The sequence below is a fragment of the Chryseobacterium sp. PCH239 genome, from assembly GCF_018924625.1.
GTDB lineage: Bacteria > Bacteroidota > Bacteroidia > Flavobacteriales > Weeksellaceae > Chryseobacterium > Chryseobacterium cucumeris.
This window is the reverse complement of the sequence record NZ_CP073027.1, coordinates 1309585-1328664: the sequence shown is the minus strand read 5'-3', so window position 1 is coordinate 1328664 and position 19080 is coordinate 1309585. Positions and strand designations below refer to the sequence as shown.

Sequence of the window (19080 nt, the reverse complement as noted above, 5' to 3'; positions counted from 1 at the left end):
CTATGAAGAAAGAAAAAATAAAAATTGCATTAATTTTATCTTTTTTATCTGCTACTACAAGTGCCCAATTATATTGGAGAGATCTGTCTGTTAAAAACATTAACAAGCCTGAAGTTAGTACACTAAATAAATTAAATGTAGAAGGGGATAATGTAAATCTAAGTACTGGAGTTAATGCTCCAAAAGTTTCAGTTACTAATATTGGGACAAATTTTTTACAGGATGAAATAAATTTGGTTTATACGAAAGGTAGCGGTGTTAAAATAAACGATATATCATCAGATTTAGGTCTGGGATGGGATTTGGAATCAGGAGGAACAATTACCAGAAAAGTGAATGGTTTTCCTGATGAATCTCAAATTTATACAGACGCAAAAGTTGGAATAGTTGCTAATACACCAGCCCATGTTGTAAACGGCCAAAAATCAATCAATGGCTGGCTTGATTTTGGAAATTGGAATTCACACCCTTATTATACACCATTTAATGGCACTTTTGTATTCCCAGACCAACCCTACCAAGACAAATCTTTAGGAGGAACTATTCAGGAATTTGCTGTAGATGCCGAAAACCATGTATATAAAACCAACTTTCGTTCACTTTTAGCACAGCAGGTGTCAGGTCCCTTAAATTTGGGATCAGGAATAACTGTGGCAGACCTAGGAGCTATGGCTGGAACAGGGTGGACTATGATAAATGTGGATGGTGAACCTGATGAATTCTATTTTAATTTTGGAAAATATTCGGGTAAATTTATTTTTGATGGTAATAGGGTACCTACTACAATACCTCATATACCAGGTCTAAAAATTGAATCTCCATTTAATTCATCAGGAAATCAGTGGATATTCACAACACCAGAAGGAATTAAATATTATTTTTCAAATAATTCCTCTTATACTGAAGTGACTTATAGCGAAACCCAGACTACACCGTTTTATGATGATTGGTCTGGTCCAACACCCAATACCAATGAAGGAATATCGGCGGATGAATATGTCTCAAAATGGTATCTAAGTAAAGTCGTAGGAATTAATGGTGATTTTATAGAATATTCCTACGCAACGGCTCCTGATCTGGTCTATCAACAAAAAGCATCAATAATGCAAGTCTTCAAATCAGGAAATCCAGCTGCAGGCTATACATCATCTCCACCAGATCATTTTATGGACTCTGGAGATCCTGGCTTTACTAAAAGAGAATTACCTAGAAATACTTCTTTTAGAATAAGATCTCCTAAGAGGATTTCAGAAATAAAAACATCCAATAACAATAAAATTCTTTTTATGTATAACGGATTACAAAGGGAAGATATTGATCAATCACAAAATGGTTCCAATACAAGAAAAAGTTTGTCAGCTATAGAAAAATATGATTATAATGGAAAATTAATAGAAAAATTCACTCTTAATCAGTCTTATTTTCAAGGTTCTTGCAATACATACGAGTGTAAAAGATTGAAGCTTAATTCAATAAGACAGGTTCTGTCACAAACAGGAACAGCAGATGCAGTGACTGGATTTGAATATAATATGACTCAGAATCTTCCTCAGAGAAATTCTTATTTACAGGATTTCTGGGGCTATTATAATGACAATACCAATAATTCTATTCCTACACTTATTCCTACCGTTTTAGATATTTCATTTTATGGTGCCAATAGAGCTCCTGATGAAGTAAGATCGCAGGCGAATATTCTCACAAAGATTATTTATCCTACCAAAGGAAGTGTTGAGTATGAATATGAACTTAACGATTTTAGAACCATCCCTATTAACGATGTATATTTACGCAGACTTACTGGAGGATTAAGAATTAAAACTATTACTAAAAAGGTAAATGAAACTGACTCCCAGCCTCTTGTTACTTCGTATATATATAAATTGGATAATGGTGATTCCAGTGGAGTTATGCCTTTAGAACTTTCAACAACTTATATTAATAACAGTTTTGGAGCAGGTAAACTTTACGATACTCAATCTGTGGAAATTAATGAAGACAGTGGAATGAGAAGTAAGTATAATGTAATATACTCCAATCCTAAATATATAAGGTGGGAAAATCCGTTACGATACTCAAAAGTAAGAGTAAAAACACTGGGAAAAGGAGAAATTGAATATAATCTTACAACAAGGGAATATGCAAATAATATTTATGATAAAATGATAAGTCGTCAATGGAGACGAGCAAGTCTCTCTGAAGGATATATTGCAGATCCTGCTTACATTGATGATTTAAGTGAAAATCAGTGGCCTCTGGATTCAGGTAATAATCATCCGACTATAGGATTTACCTCAAGTGCAAATAAAGGACTTATCCTTAGTGAAAAAATAAGAGATGAGTCTGGTAATGTTCTCTCTGAAACAATTAATGATTATCAAAGAAATCCTAATGGTTTTAGCATGAAAACAATTTATGGAGTAGGTGTTTCATCACCAGATACATTTATTGCTGAAAACACTAATATCTATTCATTCTATTTTCATATTAACAAATATTACAATGAATATTATTTTTTGAAGACGAAAACAAAAAATGAATATTTGGGAGGAAAGGTAATTAGTACCATACAGAATTTTGACTGCAATACTGACGGGTTCATCAAACAGCAAAGTACTCAGCATGCCAATAATGATATCACACAAGAACAGTACTCTTATCCTGCTGACAAACAAATTCAAAAACTTATTAATGCGAATATTGTTGGAGAAGTAGTAGAGAAACAATCCAAAAACAATAATACTGTAACAAAAAAAGTAGAGAAGAAGTATGAAATTACCAATAGTTTTCTTCCTTCATCCGTATCAACTTATATGCTGGATACTCCATCAGGATCATTTAAAAATATAACTGTGGACAGATATGATGCTAAGGGTAATCAACTTCAGGTTACCGCCCAGGATACTATTCCTGTAACTACAATCTGGGGATATAAAGGTAGTCAGCCTATAGCGATTATAAAAGGAGCAACATACTCTCAGGTAATGCAGGCATTTGGCTTAAATGGTGATGACAACAGTTCATATTTACAGCTTGAAATCGTTAAAAAATCAGACCTGGATATTGATGATGCTACAGAAGACACGCTAATTTCTGAACTTGACAGCTTCAGAACAAAGCCAGAATTTAAAAATTTTGAAATCACTACATATACTTACAACCCTTTAGTTGGGGTAACCAGTATATGTGCCTCTTCAGGAATCAGAGAACACTACATGTATGACTCTGCAAACAAACTCAAAGAAATAAGGGAACAAAACAGAACAGGCAGAATTTTAACAGAGTACAAATATAATTATAAAAACTAAACTGATGAAAAAACTCATAATACCAATAGGAGCATTACTCTTATCGAATATAACCTATGCCCAGCTTTCCACGATTTCCAACAATGAAAATTATATTCAGACCAAAACGTATCTGGATTATAACGGAGCTTTCCCTACAAAATCTTCAGAAACGGTTCAGTATTTTGATGGGCTTGGAAGACCTAAGCAGATTGTCAACTTACAGGCTTCACCTCTGGGGAGAGATGTTGTCACTCATATTGAGTATGACCAGTTCGGAAGACAGGTAAAAGATTACCTGCCTGTTCCTCAACTTTCTACCAGCAACGGAAACTATTATTCAGGGCCATTGGGTGTTTATCCTAACACCTACGGGAATGAAAAGATTTATTCTGAAAAAGATCTGGAAAAGTCCCCTTTGGACAGGATTATGGAACAGAAACAAGTAGGTAATGACTGGAATGGAAAATCTGTAAAGTTCGGATATGAAGCCAATTCTACATTAGACAAGGTCAAAAAATTTACGGCTCCTACAGCTTGGGTAAATAATGCTACAGAGTCAAATGTAGTTAACAATGGGATGTATGGAGATGCTCAGTTATATAAAAATACGGTTACGGATGAAGATGAAAATAAAACCATAGAATTTAAAAATGGTAAGGGACAAACTATATTGGTAAGAAAGGTAATCAGCGCTACCGAAAATGCAGATACGTATTATGTGTATAATGAATATGATCAGTTAGCGTTTGTTATCCCCCCACTTTTATCGGGGTTGGCAAGTTGGGGAACTCTACAACGTGATGCTTTAGCATATCAGTATCGTTATGACGGCAGGGGCCGTTTAGTTGGGAAAAAGATTCCAGGTAAGGGGTGGGAATTTATGATTTATGACAAGCAGGACAGACTGGTAGGAACCCAGGATGCAGTATTAAGAGCAAAAGGACAATGGCTGTACACGAAGTATGATCAGTTTGGAAGAGTTGCTATTACGGGAATCTGTACTGGAGGACAAAGGTATGAGGAACAGGATGTTGTTAATGGATATGCTTCCAACAATGTGAATAGAATAGATACACCCTTTTTTGAAAGACAGGGAATGAATGTATATTATAACAATCCCGATACTACCTATCCCAATGCGAGTAAATGGGTTACCTTATTGTCTTTAAACTATTACGATTCTTATCCAGCATACAGCTTTAATCCTGCTTTTCCTTCAATGATTCAGGGAGAACCTATACTTACTGAAACTCTTACAGCTGATGGAAGGAGTACTAAAGGTATGCCTGTCATGAGTTTTGTAAAAAATATTGAAGATGACAGCTGGACAAAAAACTATACATATTATGATAGGAAAGGAAGAGCTATTGGAAGCCACTCTATCAATTATGTGGGAGGATATACCCATACAGAATCCAAACTTGATTTTGCAGGGGTTACCAAGCTGGCTATTACCCGACATAAAAGATTAGATACTGATACAGAAAAAGTGATTACAGAAACATTTGAGTATGATCACCAGAACAGACTACTTTCTCATAAGCATCAGGTTGATAGCAATCCAACAGAAATACTTGCGCAAAATACATATAACGAAATTTCCCAGGTGACCAATAAAAAAGTAGGAGGAACAGATATTGCTAGTCCACTGCAATCGATAGATTACAAGTACAATATCCGTGGATGGCTTACCAAAATCAATGATCCAGCTTCTTTAAACGGGAAACTCTTTGGGTATGAAATCAGGTATACTAACCCTCAGTATACCAATTTAGCTTCAGGAAGGTATAATGGAAATATTGCAGAAGTAGATTGGAGAAATGCCTCAGAGGGAGCTTTGAAAAGATATTCATATTCCTATGATCCTCTTAACAGGCTGAAAGATGCTATTTATACAGAGCCTGGAGCTACCAATCCGTATAATAACAATTTCAATGAACACCTGACCTATGATTTGAATGGAAATATCATGACCTTGAAAAGAAATGCTTATCCTGTATCAGGGACTACAGCCACACAGGTAGATGATCTTGAATATAAATATACAGGAAACCGTTTGAATCAGGTGATAGAACATTCGACTAACAGCTCAGGATATGAAGGAGGAAACAATATCATTGCTTATGATCTTAATGGCAATATGACTGATATGAAGGATAAAGGAATCCAATCCATTGCTTATAATTTCTTTAATCTGCCTAATGCTATTTCTATCCAGAGTTTTGATTATATGGACAGACCTATCAATACAGGAATATCACACCTGTACCGTGCTGATGGGGTAAAGCTTCGTAAAACAGTTTCACAGCAGTTTTATATGGGACTTCCTACAAGCCGTATGACAGACTATCTGGATGGCTTCCAATATTCATATGATGATAACGGAGGTACATGTCTGACCTGTAAAACAGAAACTGCATTTGAAGTACAGGCTTATTCCAAAAGACCACCACTGTTTCCTCCTGCAGCTGAGTGGAAATTAGAATTTGTGCCTACAGCAGAAGGATTTTACAGTTTCGCAGAAAACCGCTATATTTACAATTATAAGGATCATTTAGGAAATACAAGAATAACTTTTGCTAAAAGTAATGCAGGAGTGCTGGAATCTATAGATACCAATAATTACTATCCATTTGGATTAAACCATATAGGAGGAAATTCAAGTTCAAACTTTGGAGGTTATTATAACTATAAATTCGGAGGTAAAGAACTACAGGAAACTGGATGGAGTGATTTTGGAGCAAGAATGTATATGAGTGACCTTGGTAGATGGGGAGTTATAGATCCACTGGCGGAAAAGATGACAAGACACAGCACCTATAATTATGCCTTTAGTAACCCTGTTAATTTTATAGATCCTGATGGTAGAGAGGGGTTAGGTTGGATACATCAAATTATAGATGGACAACATAAATTGACCTATAATGCCAAGATTAATACAACGCAAGAGGCAATGGATGCAGGGTATGCAAATGTATACGGTGTCGCAGAAACAGGCGAAGTTACAGATCAAACTACAGGTGATGTCAAATATACCTTAAATGCAGACGGAACTTATACTGATGCAAACGGCAACACTTCTTATGGAGCGACAACAACACCTGGAGGAATGTATATAAAAGGTCAAGGTGCTTTTGATCTTACCAGATATCTTTCTCATTTAGGAAATGAAGGTGGTAACTTTTATACAAATTTAGGAGGTGCTGGTCCTTTAAACCATGCTAATCCTTTCTTTAGAGGGGATATTGATAAAATTGTAAGCTTGGATGGTTTTATGGGAGGAATGGTTAATAGTTTAAGCAGAGGAAATGATTGGAAAGATATTATGGCTTACAGGGTTGATATTATGGCATTAGGAGATTTAGCATATACATTTTTAGGAGGAAAGGTGCAACCTGTCAATAAAGATACAATTATTAATGCTACGGTACCACTTGATAATAAAGATACTATTATGCAATTTAAAGTGCCAAAAACAGGAAATATATATCAGAACTGGCATACAGGAAATAATTATGACGAAATTTCAAATCCATATGTAAAGGCAAAAATTGATAGTGTAATAAAGTCTAAACAAAAATAAATGAAGAACTTAGGTTTTACGATTGGGATAATTATTCTTTTGCTACAGTCTTGTAAAAAAGAAAATTATGTTGAATGGATTAAAACGAATGAGACTAATACAAAAGCGACATTCAGTAAAGGAAGATTAGTAAGTTCAGAAGTATTTGATAAGAGTGCTAAATTAGATAGTAAGTATATTTATCATAATGGTACTGTAATTAAAATTTATAAATATTATCCAAATAAAAAGATAAGTAGCTACTCCTATTTACATAAAGCACCTAATCATTTTACTTCAACAATCTATTTTAATAATGGAAAAATAGCAAGTGAGGGAGAAATAGATTTTTATAAAGGGGAAAATTTATACTTAAAAAGGGGGCCTTGGATTTTTTACAGTAAAACAGGAGAGCCATATGCTGTATATACATTTACTCATGATAATAAAAATCAATATATAAAAGGTGAAATGCTTTTTGATACGATTAAAAAGAAAATTACTCGAGATGTAATATTTGATCCTCCTGTTTTAGCAGAGAAAGAAACAGAGGAAGTTGTTCATCTTTTTAACCCTAAATGAACTTATGGTATCTCTCAATGAGATGCTTCAATAAGTACAGATTATAACATGTAAACCCATTACAATTGTGATGGGTTTCCTGTTTATAATATTGTATCAGAATTTTATAATAGCCTTTGAAAATTTGTTAGCAAGTATTGTTTTAGTATGGTATAGAATCTTGCAAGTGGCTATCTACGAATAGATGAAAAAACAATCCGGGTTTAGTCGGTTAAAGATCTTATTAATTGATATGTGGTCCATATTTGCATGATTATTTTATGGTTCACTAATTTAAGCCAATAAGTGAAAGTCGAAGCCAAACGAATCTTATTATGTATGAGTAATGCTATGTGAACTATTTTGCGAGTTATGAAAACATCTATCAATTTTAAGGCGGTCAAAACAGATTCTGAAGCGCACAATTTCAGAAGAAAAACTTTTGACTATATAAAAAAGGTTCTTACGGAAAAAAATGAATATTGGATAGAGAGTAAGATTTCAGATAGACTAAAATCAATAGAAGCGTACTGTAAGGAAAAATCCGGAAGAAAATTACAGAAAAATGCAATGCCTGTTCGTGAAGCGGTAGTTGTCATTAAAGAAAATACAACGATGCAGGACCTGCATAGGCTCTCCAAAAGGCTTGAAGAAGAACTAAGAATAAGAATTTTTCAAATTGCCATTCATAAAGATGAAGGCCATTATGATAAGGATTTTAAAGAATGGAAACCTAACTATCATGCTCATTTAGTGGCAGATTGGCAGGATTTGGAAACAGGGAAAACGTTGAAACATCAATCCTTCCATTATTCAAAAATGCAGGATATTACTGCTGAATGTCTGGAAATGGTGAGAGGTATTTCAGGTTCTAAAGGAAGACTGGAAGCTATTGAATTTAAAATTCAAAAAAAGGAAAATGAGCTTGTGTTACTAAATAATAAGATAGCACAAATAAAGGAAGAACTCAAATCTAAAAAGTTTGCAGATCTTATTGTCAAAGAAAATGACTTTTTAGGTTTTAGCAGGATCAAAACAGATAAGACGATTGAAAACTATGAGAGAGTTTTTAAATCATATAATACTGAACTGCTTAAAAATAAAGAAATTCTTCAATCCAAAACTAAAATCATTACTGAGCTTCAGCAAAAGAATATTGACTTAAACAAAGAAATTTCACTGTTAAAAAACAAGCTTTCCGGCATACTGTCTAATGTTACAGTATATACAAAAGAAAAGGAAACTTATTTTAATTCTGTAAAGAATACAATCATAAAAGCAATCCAATTTGAAAAGTTCAAACAGCCGAAGTTATTTGATACTACCAAAGAGAAACTCATAACAATAGTTGATCTCATTTGTAAAAAAGTTTCAGAAGAAAATAATATTCCTTTTTCATCACTGGAAGAGGTTTTTAAAAATCCTGACAGCAGTTTAGAAATCTTCTCCTTACTGAACATTGGTGATCATAGAATACAATATAATACCGAAAATATTCCTGTTCAGCAAAAAAGAAAAAAGATAAAGAGGTCATAAGAAGGACTGCAAAAATTCATAAAAGAAAACAAAGGTATTGTTCCAGATTTTTTAAAAAACAAGTTCAGGTCCAAAGGATATGACAAAAAATCTCCACCTTGCAGGTCGTATTTTTTATCATAAACTTGCTTTTTAAAATCTTCAATAATGAATTTATGACTTTCTTTTTTTCTTTTTTCTTTTGAAAATTTAAACAGTTGTTTTGAAGAGATCTTCATCAAACTCTTCCTTTTGTTCAAGTAAATGAAATTGTTTCTGATTACAGTTATCACCTAGGTCAGCTAAAGTTCATTGTTTTATTCCCACCATTTCTCTAAAGCGTTTATGCTTTTTCCCTGATGTATTTCTATTCCATATTATACATATAAAAAAAGAGCCCACGCCGTTGTATATACTATTAAGTATTTAGTGAGTGCTTATTAACCTCACCCTACGGGTGTACAAGCACCCTCATATTTTTTTAGCTATCCAATGATTAATTCGATGCCAGCTTTTTCTGCTTTATATTTTATCTTAGTCTGCAATTGATAATAACTCCAGTTGCGAAGTACAAATTCCTGTTCTTTTGCAATACCGATTTTATCTTCCTGATTTTTTAGGATAAGTGTGCCTGCCTGCTGCTGGATACAGAAATCAATAAGTTTCCGGCTGTACACATGAAGACGATGACTTTCATATCGGCTTTCCAAATTTTCTGTTCTATAAAGTGCTTTTTGTTTGCGTTTGGCTCCTTTCCCAGAGCAGGCATAGGCAATACCGGCCTGAATCCTTTTTTGACTTGCCTGAATAGCAAGTCTACGATATAAAAACTCCTCTTTTGAACCAATATTGATTCGTACATTATTAGCTTTTACTACTATAGGATGTTCCAGAGACAGAGAAGCCTCAGCGATGATTTCAGGTTGTAAAAGGTGCTCTTCTTTTTCAAATTCAAATACTGCCAGCCAATAGATTTTCCCTGCTTTAAGCTGAATCTGTGATGTACAAAGCTTTATCTCTCCCTTTAAAAGCCGTTCCATTATAAGGCGTTTATCGGAGAAGTCCCTCCCTAAATACGTTTTAACCGGAATAGCAAACATGTTGAAACAAAATGCTTTCTTATCAGGATCGTATTTCATTTTGCTGATGCATTTAACCGGAAGCGGAATAGGAATGTCTTTTTTAAAGTTTCTCAAAGACTTTAAGCCCTGCCAGTATCCGGCTTTATTCTTAGAAAAAGTAGATTGAATCGTATTGTTCAGGCTTCCCAGAATATCGGTAGGGATCTCTCCTTTGAAACGGTCAAATACCATGCGTGCAGTTGTGCTTGTTTTTGAGCGTGTAAATATTCCCATTTGGTCTTTGTTTACATCGGCCAGTTTGTATTGGATTTCTTCGGTGAAGTAAAAGAAATCCTTAACCATTTCCTGAACATACAGATGTGAAACAATAAAATTAGCCGCGCGGAAACATCGGTTTTGATACCAATAGAGCTTTTCCCACACCTCCTTTTTCTTGGTAGGAGGAACATCGATCAGTAACTGAATTTTTCGGGTAAGAGTAATCGTTGATTTTTCCATTTCAAAGAGCTTTTAATAATCTGTTGTTCTTCTGCAAATATTGATAAGCATGTAGAAATTCCCTATGGACTTCCTTTTCTGAAAGTTTGAGTTCCTTGGCAATTACTATGAAGGAAGATTTTTGCTCAAATCTTCTTTTTAAAATATCTAATTGCCGGTTACTGAGTTTATCTGGTTGCTCTTGATTGTGGGAAGCTTTTTTTTGTTGCTGTTCAAAAGAACTTCCCTTAATGATTTTCCGAAGATCATCTATGGCTCGGTTCACTTCATTGCTTATGGCTGTCACACTGCTCCCCATTGCTTCTCCAATGGGTTTATACTGAAAGCCATATTCAAGACAAAGTTCAATCAAGTGTCTTCTTTTGGGATTTATTACATTTAAAACCCTGTTAACTTCATCAAAATCTTTTTGATCGGACTGCTGACGTAGGAGATGCTCTTGATCTTGCAAGGGATCGTAACCGGTGAGATAATCCTGATAATTCTCAAAATGTTCAAGGGAAGTGGTTAAACGGGCGAATTTATTTTTTGGAGCATTGAAGTATGATATACAGTCTCTTTTCAAGACAAACCGTAAAAAGCCCAGGATGTGATTAGGAGTTTCAATCGAATCACGGTGTAACCAAAGTTTAAGGAAAGTATCCTGCACAAGCGTTTCCACCACAAAATCGTCTTCAAGCATTTTTTTACCGAGCCAGAAAAGAAGTCTTTTGTAACGTGAATGGATATGTTCTAAAGAGGTCGGATTACCATTTTTCAGCAGTTCATATAGCTGATGATCGGTGGGCATTCGGGGTAAAGAGTCTGTTTTCATAAGCAGTAAAAATTTGTTGCTGGAAGAAACTGCTTCGATCAATAAGATGAATTCTTTGCATCAAAACGCTAACTCAACTACATATTGCCTAAAAGAAAAGGCGTGGAACTCAACTTATTGACTAGAGGTACTGGTATACCCGTGTACGATAAGAGAGCCCACGCCGCGGTCGTGAGCTAATTTACTTATCTTCCCGTACACATAAAATTACCAGTTTTCTAGTCGAGAATCTAAGCAATAGCTTCGATTATTAATATTGAAGTATTGCAAAGTTACCTTTATTGTAACTATTTAGCAAATATAAAACATTTTTCTTTATGTAGGTTAATTCAACTACAATAATTTATTTAAATCTCATCATTTTGTGCATTCAAAGTTGACCGAGATGGATAAATTAGAATTTAGAATTGCATTTGGTAAAAGAGTTGAGATGTTCAGGAAAAAGATGAATTTGAGTTATAGAGAGTTGGCGCAAAAATGTGATGTAGATCATAGCAATATTAGCAAAATAGAAAAAGGAGAAGTAGATCTTAGAATCTCTACAATTCAAGAGTTAGCCAAAGGACTGGATGTGCATCCACAGGATCTATTTGATTTTAAATTAAAGTAAGAAAATTACTCTCGTGTAGAAGGTCATAGATAACTAAAATACCGGAGACAATTGGTGTTTTTGTAAATACGGTGAGAGCATTTTGGAAAGAATATATTTTAAATTATACATTATTAATAGAATTTTTATATTTGTAATTGGAAACTAAGAGTACTTTAGTCAAGATCCAAGATTTTGCAGATTATAATATAGAGTAGTGGCAAATTCGTGGCAGTTGTCTGGATTTTATTTTAATTATCCCATATTCAGATAGTTTTTGTTGCCAAGTTCGAATCCCTCACTCTCCGCTTAGGGAGACGTTTATTTTTAAACGTCTCTTTTTTTATGTCCTAAATTGCTTGATTTCCGGTCGGCAAAGGGAGAGGCTTGTTGTTCATATAGGTAGTTAAACTACATATAAAAAGCTGGTTCAGGTATTGAAATGGGTCTTCACATTCTGAATAAAACCAAAATTCTATCAATAATTTAAATCACATATTTGTAAATCGTAACAATGCACAAGTTGGTATAAGTTATTTATTAACAACTGCTTAACATAGTAAAATTTTTCTCTTTAGAATGATTTATATTGTTATATTAGCTATCGAATTTAAAATAATACAAAAATGAAAAAATTAAAAAAATTATCTCGAAATGATCTTAAAAAAGTAACAGGAGGAACTTGTAGTCAATGGGTTGGTGTTACTGCTCCTTGTGGAGCTTCTTATTCTTTATGCACGGATAATTATAGTAACTGGGCAGAATTACAAGAAGCAGCAGAATACTTTAATGATGTGAAATGCTAAAAAAAATCGGAATAATTACCAATACCCGTAATTTCTTACGGTTATTTTTTTTAGTGATTGGATTCTTTTCAAATGCTCAAATTACTGTAACAGGTAATTTCTCTATGAAACCTGATTCCTATGAAGAAAAAATTATAGACAGTAGTTATCAAAATATTTATTACAAATTAGAATTTGTAAAAGACTCTAAAAAAAAGAAGTTAGAAACAATATGCTTACTTCAAATAGGAAAGAATTTTTCAAGGTTTTCAGATTTTAATTCCTTACGAAAGGATTCTTTAATGTTAAGTTTTAGTCATTTAGAAAAACTAGGAGCTAAAGAATTAAACCAAACACTTAATTTACCTGATAAGTGGAAAAATGTTTTAGTTAAAGATTTTTCAGTAAATAAAGTTATCGTACAGGATAGAGCAAATGTAACTTATCAATACGAAGAGAACCAGCCAGCAATAGAATGGAAGCTCGAAAATGAGACAAAAGATATATTGGGTTATTTATGTAATAAAGCCACAACTAAATATAGAGGTAGAAAATACACAGCTTGGTATTCTAAAGAAATCCCAATTAATAATGGACCGTATGTTTTTCAAAATTTACCTGGTCTAATTTTAGAAATTGAGGATAGTAAAAGTAATTTCCATTTTACTGTAATAGCAATGGATAAAAAGCCTAACAGAATCTATCTGAGGAACGAAAAAAGAATATTAACAGTAACAAGAGAGCAATTTAGAAAAGTATTGCAAAACTACAATGATAATCCTGGCTTTTTTCATGGTAAAGCCTACAATGAAGATGGTAGTCAGATATCTGTTAAATCAGACCCACTACCATATAATCCTATTGAATTAGAGTAATGAAAATTTATTTTCTTAACACTTTTTTTAACCAGGAAAGCATTATACATAAATTCAAGTATATTTTAAGCATTTAAAAGCTGCTAAAAAAGTGTCTGGAACTTAATTGTTGAGGGAATTACTTTGTCTAACAAGTCGTAGAAGGTTGATGTTTATTTCTGAATTAATAAAGAGTTTTTATCAGTAATTTACACTTTTCATGTAAGACAACCATCAATTCATTTTTTCTTCTAATTCCCGCTTCAAAGTAGAAATCCGTTCATCTTTATCATGATGATGCCAGCCCGGAGCATTGAATATATACCCCAATTTCGCTTTCCATGAAGGTGCATTCCGGACATCCTTTATCATATTTCCAAACTCATCAAAGACGATATGAAAAACATTATAAGTATGAATGTTATGATAGATTCCGTAATCCGTTGTTTTCTTTTCTTCCGCTTTGTATGTGCCGAAAAGATGATCCCAAATCATCAGAATGCCCCCATAATTATTATCTAAATCCTCAATTTTTCGGGAATGATGCACCCGATGGTTGGATGGAGAATTGAATACTTTATCGAACCACCCTAATTTTCCAATAGCATTGGTATGCGGCCAAAATTGAAAAATCAGGTTAAACTGATGCATCATAGCCATCATAATAGGATGAAAACCAATAATGATAAAAGGGATATACCAAATGTCCCGATATATAATTTCAAACCATCCCTGACGCAATGCAATAGCAAGACTCAAATGAGTAGCCGAATGATGATTGACATGACCTGTCCAGAACAATCTGATTTTATGACTCAACCGATGATGCCAGTAAAAGCCAAAATCCTGAACAATCATAACCAATAACCAAAGCCACCAGTGATCTGCATGCCATTGTAAAGTGAAGAATTTATTGAAATCTTTGATCCCGAAAATATCAGTAAGTCTAAAATGATTGTAAATCCAAAAAAAGTAGGATATTGAAATAGCTTTCATCCCAAAGTCTAACATTACTGCCCCTATCCCCAATCCGATACTCGATACATTATCTTTGATGAGTCTTTTTGTGAATACTTTTTGAGGAATCTGATACAAAAATATTTCCCCTACTATCAACAAGATAAACACAGGAATAAAATAAGTAACAGGATCAGTAAAATCCAATGGACAGAATAGAGCAATATTATGAAAAAACCGGCTATCTTTTCTTTTCATAAGTCTTGATTTTATCGGATAATTCTGTTCTTTTTTTCAAGACCAACCACTCCCAGCACCAACATCAATTGGGCTAAAACATAAGTAATCATCACAACAAGTTCTTTCCCAATACTGCGCTGTACGAATATATTAATGGCCAATACGGAATCTGATATTACAAACAAAACAGCTCCCAGGATTAATAATAAAGAATAAGTTCTGATACTAAAATACAGCATCGTAGCAATGGTAATTCCGTAAATTAACACGGGTATCTTCATTTCGTTTAAATAAGGATATATATAGTAAATAAATGAACCTAAATAAAGCAAAACAAAGGAAAGCCAACTCCATGCATTTTTCTTTTTAATCTTAAAAAAATAAGCTATGTAACAAATATGAGCCAATAAAAAGCTTCCCAAACCGGGCATAAATCCCCATCCAAATAACAAAAACACATCACCCAAAAAGCTTAAAATTAATCCAGATAAAAACCATTGGTTGATCCGACATATGTTTTGCTTAGAATAAGTAAAATAAAACCAGATAATAACAGGTAACAACAGTGGCTTGGTAAAAAACCGCCAGGAACTATGATCCATAGCAATAAATACTAAATCAAATGCAAAAACAATGGACAGAAGGACTAATAACAATTTGATATTGAAAGATTTTATCATGGTATTATTTTATTGCAATTTTTTAATTATCTTTTTACTTGTTACAACATGGATATATCTCAGGTTTGTACCAAGTTGTTCTATATGTGATACTTAGCTAAGATTGTTAAATTACAAATAAAATGAAGATAAAATACCTTTGATATATAAAAATACAATGCATCACACTTTAGTTTATTTTATATTTTAGAAATCGACTATTATTAGAAGTATTATTTAAGTTTATGCAGTTTAATTACATCTTTTCCAAAGTAATTTTCGAATTTTTTGGAAAATTCTTTATCCTTGAAATTTAGGATTGTATGACGACTATCAAAAGCAATGATCTCAAGAAAGGATTCAGAAATTAAAAATTATTGCTAGATTTCCAGTCAGCTATATCTCCGGGTAGCTTGGTCTGGATTTTGTATTCAGGTTTGAAAATAACTAATAACCAGAACATGTAATAAGTTAGAGTTTATTATTATGAATTTGTTATGATAATCAATGAAAATTTTTTACTGGAGTTCAATGTAGAATATGGTAGCTTTTTTTCTAAAGAAGCCATATACAATAAAGATGGCGCCCGTCTTTATTTTTTCCAAATTAAAAACAGTAGAGTTGGATTAATGGTTTATCAGAAGGGTAATATTGGGTACAATAGCCTTGCAATAGGAAAGCTGAGGAAATCCAACGTCACATTCAATAATAAGACAACAGATCATAACTCATATTAAAAAACGAAATTATCTCAATCTAAAACGTTATCAATATGCTTTGGACTGTATGTATTTTGTGTATGACCATCTTAGGACTGATGTTTTTACTGAAGAAATTTAATCAGCCCTATCTTATTGCCTATATTATTGCCGGGGTGTTATTAGGTCCTTATGTACTAAAGCTATTTAACAAACCGGAAGAAATAGAAACGATTGGCGAAATAGGAATATTACTGCTGATGTTTTTTATCGGGGTGGAAATTAATATTCCCAATAAAAAGAGCCTTATCATTAAGCCCTTATTGGCTCAGGGGATGAAAATACTCTTAAGTTTTATATTTGCGTATTTTGTGGGTAAGTTACTCCATCTGAATCTTGAAAGTGTGCTCCTCATCGCCATTCTGTTTATGTTCAATAGTACTGCAGTTGTAGTTGAGTTTCTGAAGAAGCATGGAACCCTGCATACTGCCTTTGGAATTATTATCCTCAATATTTTGTTATTACAGGATCTTCTTCTGGCTCCGGTGCTCACTGTGTTGAAATTCTGGAATAGCAAAGATTTCAGTATATGGAATATGATGCTTCCCATTGCCATATGTCTTGGCATTTTTTTGATATTCCGGAAAATCAGACATCTGAAGGAAATCAAATTGTCAAGTACATTCCTTGAAAATGACCATGAGCTTCAGGTATTTTCCGGCTTACTGATCTGTCTCGGCTTTGGTCTTATAGCAGAAACGGTCGGAATGAGTGCGGCACTGGGAAGTTTTATTGCAGGGGTCTTAGTCGGAAAAATTCAGGCATTTCGATGGCTGGAACATTCTCTTCTTCCATTTAAGGTTTTCTTTGTGGCACTGTTTTTTGTATCCATTGGTTTACGGCTGGACATCAATTATCTGTTATCCAATTATAAGCTTATCACGATAGGAACTTTAATTGTACTGATAAGCAACAGTATTATGTCGGCTCTCTTTTTCAGAATGCTGAATTTTAAATGGCAGGATAGTTTTTATGGAGGTGCTTTACTTTCTCAAACAGGTGAATTTGGAATACTGGCTATTTCGATTGCTTACAAAACCGGTATGGTAGAGTACGATCTCTATAAAGCCGGGCTGGGTATTACCTGCTTATCCCTTTTATTGTCCACAATATGGATAAGTTGCGGTACATTTTTCAGGTTTCGTAAAAAAAATTGTATTTAGAATAAAGAATAAAAAAACATACGGATGGCGAATGTTCTCAGTACCATGATTTTGTGTCAGTGGTGCTGAAAAAATGACAGAAAACCGGAAAAAATTTCACACTTAATCAAATGGTATTTTTTTTGTAATTTTTGATGTACAGCTGGCCAGCTGACGTGTTTTTAATGATTGTTAAACTTAATTAAAAATGATTACAATGAATAATCTAATAAGAAGAAACGGAAACAGCAACCTGGGCTTTTCAAATGTCTTTGATGATTTTTTTGGTCGTGAACTTTTTAACTGGGGCAATAACAATTACTCATCTACCAGTACTACCGTACCATCGGTAAATATAAAGGAGAATGGAGATGCTTACGAAGTTCAGGTCGCAGCACCAGGTATGAATAAAAATGATTTTCAGATCAGGCTGGATGGTAACCTGCTTACTATTTCATCAACGAAGGAAGATCGTAAAGAGTCAAAAGATGACAATTTCACACGAAGAGAGTTCAGTTACCAATCCTTCCAGAGAAGTTTCGAGCTTCCGAAAGATGTGGTGGATCAGGATAACATTAATGCAAAATATGAAAATGGCCTTTTAATGTTAACCATCCCGAAAAAAGAAGATGCGAAGCAGAAACCTCCAAGAATGATTGAAATATCATAGAAAAATTATAAAAAAATTGGCTACTAAAAAGTAGCCAATTTTTTTATAATTTTTAAAAGGGCAGATTAACTTAAATCTTTGAATCGAATGATTCACGGTCTTTAATTGTAGCATATACTGTGACTGCCAGAAAATCTATTCTATCCAAAAATGCCCTGCAGAATACGTTTGGGCTTTCCCTGCCACAATTACTCTTTCATTTTTATTTTCACAATAGAGCTGGCCGCCTCTTTCAGAGATCTGGCGGGCAAAAAGCTTATCCTTCCCTAATCTTGATGACCAGAAGGGAATCAGTGAACAGTGTGCAGAGCCTGTAACAGGATCTTCAAGAATAGAAGACTGCGGGGTAAAGTATCTTGATACAAAATCACTGTCAGTGCCTGCTGATGTCACGATAACACCGCCCGGGTCCAGGTTGATAAGGTCAAAAACGGATCTTTCAATGTTGATATTTTTTACATCTTCTTCAGAATCGTATACCAGAACATAATCTCTTGCTTTGAAAACTTCCTTAGGCTGTATATTAAGTGACCTGGATATGATTTCCGGAAGAGTAGAGGCTTCGGGAATTCTGGAAGGAAAATCCATATAATAAACTCCATCTTTTACATCTACTGTCAGGTCACCACTTTTTGTTTCAAAAATGATTCTATCACGCTGATAATTGAGGATGGAAACAAGACAATGAGCGGTAGCTAGGGTAGCATGTCCACATAAATCCATCTCTATTTCAGGGGTAAACCATCTCAGATGAACACGATCTCCATTGTCAATAAAGAAAGCGGTTTCTGCTACTGCATTTTCACGGGCTATTTTTAAAAGGGTTTCATCGGGTAACCAGGTTTTTAATGGAACAACACATGCCGGATTTCCATGGAAAACAGATTCTGTAAAAGCATCTATCTGATATAATTCTAACTTCATAGGTTGTAAAAATTTTGTAAACTATAAAGATAATCCATTTTCATCAGGAAGTTCTCCGATATTCCTGAAAAAATTATTTCAGATTCTATTTTTATACAAATAAATAATGAGTTTTTATGGTCCTGTTTTGTAATAATTTTTCCACATCCGGGTGGCAATTTTCTTACAGATGTTTTTCAG

The 19080-nt window shown here is 33.8% G+C and carries 14 protein-coding genes; 9 read left to right on the top strand and 5 right to left on the bottom strand.

From position 1 onward, the window contains the following. Positions 1-2 precede the first annotated feature (2 nt). From KBP46_RS06145 to KBP46_RS06130, 4 genes are all read left to right on the top strand, one after another. On the top strand, positions 3-3308 hold the full coding sequence (locus KBP46_RS06145; RefSeq protein ID WP_216444917.1) for a hypothetical protein: 3306 nt from the start codon (positions 3-5) through the stop codon (positions 3306-3308). Positions 3309-3312: 4 nt separating this feature from the next. Next, complete coding sequence (locus KBP46_RS06140) at positions 3313-6873, top strand: DUF6443 domain-containing protein (RefSeq protein ID WP_253297225.1); 3561 nt, start codon at positions 3313-3315, stop codon at positions 6871-6873. Then, on the top strand, positions 6874-7434 hold the full coding sequence (locus KBP46_RS06135) for a hypothetical protein (protein WP_216444916.1): 561 nt from the start codon (positions 6874-6876) through the stop codon (positions 7432-7434). Between the two features lie 351 nt (positions 7435-7785). Then, positions 7786-8949 (top strand): hypothetical protein, encoded by a 1164-nt coding sequence (locus KBP46_RS06130; RefSeq protein WP_216444915.1) that lies wholly within the window; start codon positions 7786-7788, stop codon positions 8947-8949. 464 nt (positions 8950-9413) lie between these two features. On the opposite strand, the gene KBP46_RS06125 is transcribed toward KBP46_RS06130, so the two are convergent. After that, positions 9414-10508 carry a hypothetical protein gene (locus KBP46_RS06125; RefSeq protein WP_216444914.1) on the bottom strand — a complete coding sequence of 365 codons (1095 nt, stop codon included), beginning with the start codon at positions 10506-10508 and terminating at the stop codon, positions 9414-9416. 1 nt (position 10509) lies between these two features. Further along, on the bottom strand, positions 10510-11322 hold the full coding sequence (locus tag KBP46_RS06120; RefSeq protein WP_253297224.1) for an RNA polymerase sigma factor: 813 nt from the start codon (positions 11320-11322) through the stop codon (positions 10510-10512). Between the two features lie 385 nt (positions 11323-11707). Between KBP46_RS06120 and KBP46_RS06115 the strand changes: the two genes are divergently transcribed. The 3 genes from KBP46_RS06115 to KBP46_RS06105 all read left to right on the top strand — a co-directional run bounded on the left by KBP46_RS06115 (position 11708) and on the right by KBP46_RS06105 (position 13571). After that, a complete protein-coding gene (locus tag KBP46_RS06115; protein WP_216444913.1) occupies positions 11708-11932 on the top strand; it encodes a helix-turn-helix domain-containing protein in 225 nt (74 codons plus the stop codon). A gap of 605 nt (positions 11933-12537) precedes the next feature. Next, positions 12538-12717, top strand: a complete 180-nt coding sequence (locus KBP46_RS06110; protein WP_114821595.1) for a hypothetical protein — start codon at positions 12538-12540, stop codon at positions 12715-12717. Beyond that, positions 12711-13571 (top strand): GLPGLI family protein, encoded by an 861-nt coding sequence (locus KBP46_RS06105; RefSeq protein ID WP_216444912.1) that lies wholly within the window; start codon positions 12711-12713, stop codon positions 13569-13571. The genes KBP46_RS06110 and KBP46_RS06105 overlap by 7 nt, the downstream gene beginning before the upstream one ends. 213 nt (positions 13572-13784) lie before the next feature. On the opposite strand, the gene KBP46_RS06100 is transcribed toward KBP46_RS06105, so the two are convergent. Then, a complete protein-coding gene (locus KBP46_RS06100; RefSeq protein WP_216444911.1) occupies positions 13785-14765 on the bottom strand; it encodes a sterol desaturase family protein in 981 nt (326 codons plus the stop codon). A gap of 11 nt (positions 14766-14776) precedes the next feature. After that, positions 14777-15349 carry a lysoplasmalogenase gene (locus KBP46_RS06095; RefSeq protein ID WP_253297282.1) on the bottom strand — a complete coding sequence of 191 codons (573 nt, stop codon included), beginning with the start codon at positions 15347-15349 and terminating at the stop codon, positions 14777-14779. 829 nt (positions 15350-16178) lie between these two features. Here KBP46_RS06095 and KBP46_RS06090 point away from each other — a divergent pair. Beyond that, positions 16179-17327 (top strand): cation:proton antiporter, encoded by a 1149-nt coding sequence (locus tag KBP46_RS06090; protein ID WP_253297223.1) that lies wholly within the window; start codon positions 16179-16181, stop codon positions 17325-17327. A gap of 196 nt (positions 17328-17523) precedes the next feature. Beyond that, entirely contained in the window at positions 17524-17976 is a 453-nt protein-coding gene (locus KBP46_RS06085; protein ID WP_062671580.1) for an Hsp20/alpha crystallin family protein, read from the top strand. A 135-nt stretch (positions 17977-18111) separates the two neighbouring features. Here the strand turns inward: KBP46_RS06085 and KBP46_RS06080 are convergent, their stop codons facing one another. Then, complete coding sequence (locus KBP46_RS06080) at positions 18112-18900, bottom strand: PhzF family phenazine biosynthesis protein (protein WP_216444909.1); 789 nt, start codon at positions 18898-18900, stop codon at positions 18112-18114. Positions 18901-19080 lie beyond the last annotated feature (180 nt).

Coding starts and splice junctions, on each gene's coding strand:
- KBP46_RS06085 (WP_062671580.1), top strand. CDS start 17,524: ATGAATAATCTAATAAGAAGAAACGGAAACAGCAACCTGGGCTTTTCA.
- KBP46_RS06145 (WP_216444917.1), top strand. CDS start 3: ATGAAGAAAGAAAAAATAAAAATTGCATTAATTTTATCTTTTTTATCT.
- KBP46_RS06100 (WP_216444911.1), bottom strand. CDS start 14,765: ATGAAAAGAAAAGATAGCCGGTTTTTTCATAATATTGCTCTATTCTGT.
- KBP46_RS06140 (WP_253297225.1), top strand. CDS start 3,313: ATGAAAAAACTCATAATACCAATAGGAGCATTACTCTTATCGAATATA.
- KBP46_RS06115 (WP_216444913.1), top strand. CDS start 11,708: ATGGATAAATTAGAATTTAGAATTGCATTTGGTAAAAGAGTTGAGATG.
- KBP46_RS06120 (WP_253297224.1), bottom strand. CDS start 11,322: ATGAAAACAGACTCTTTACCCCGAATGCCCACCGATCATCAGCTATAT.
- KBP46_RS06125 (WP_216444914.1), bottom strand. CDS start 10,508: ATGGAAAAATCAACGATTACTCTTACCCGAAAAATTCAGTTACTGATC.
- KBP46_RS06080 (WP_216444909.1), bottom strand. CDS start 18,900: ATGAAGTTAGAATTATATCAGATAGATGCTTTTACAGAATCTGTTTTC.
- KBP46_RS06110 (WP_114821595.1), top strand. CDS start 12,538: ATGAAAAAATTAAAAAAATTATCTCGAAATGATCTTAAAAAAGTAACA.
- KBP46_RS06130 (WP_216444915.1), top strand. CDS start 7,786: ATGAAAACATCTATCAATTTTAAGGCGGTCAAAACAGATTCTGAAGCG.
- KBP46_RS06135 (WP_216444916.1), top strand. CDS start 6,874: ATGAAGAACTTAGGTTTTACGATTGGGATAATTATTCTTTTGCTACAG.
- KBP46_RS06095 (WP_253297282.1), bottom strand. CDS start 15,349: ATGGATCATAGTTCCTGGCGGTTTTTTACCAAGCCACTGTTGTTACCT.
- KBP46_RS06105 (WP_216444912.1), top strand. CDS start 12,711: ATGCTAAAAAAAATCGGAATAATTACCAATACCCGTAATTTCTTACGG.
- KBP46_RS06090 (WP_253297223.1), top strand. CDS start 16,179: ATGCTTTGGACTGTATGTATTTTGTGTATGACCATCTTAGGACTGATG.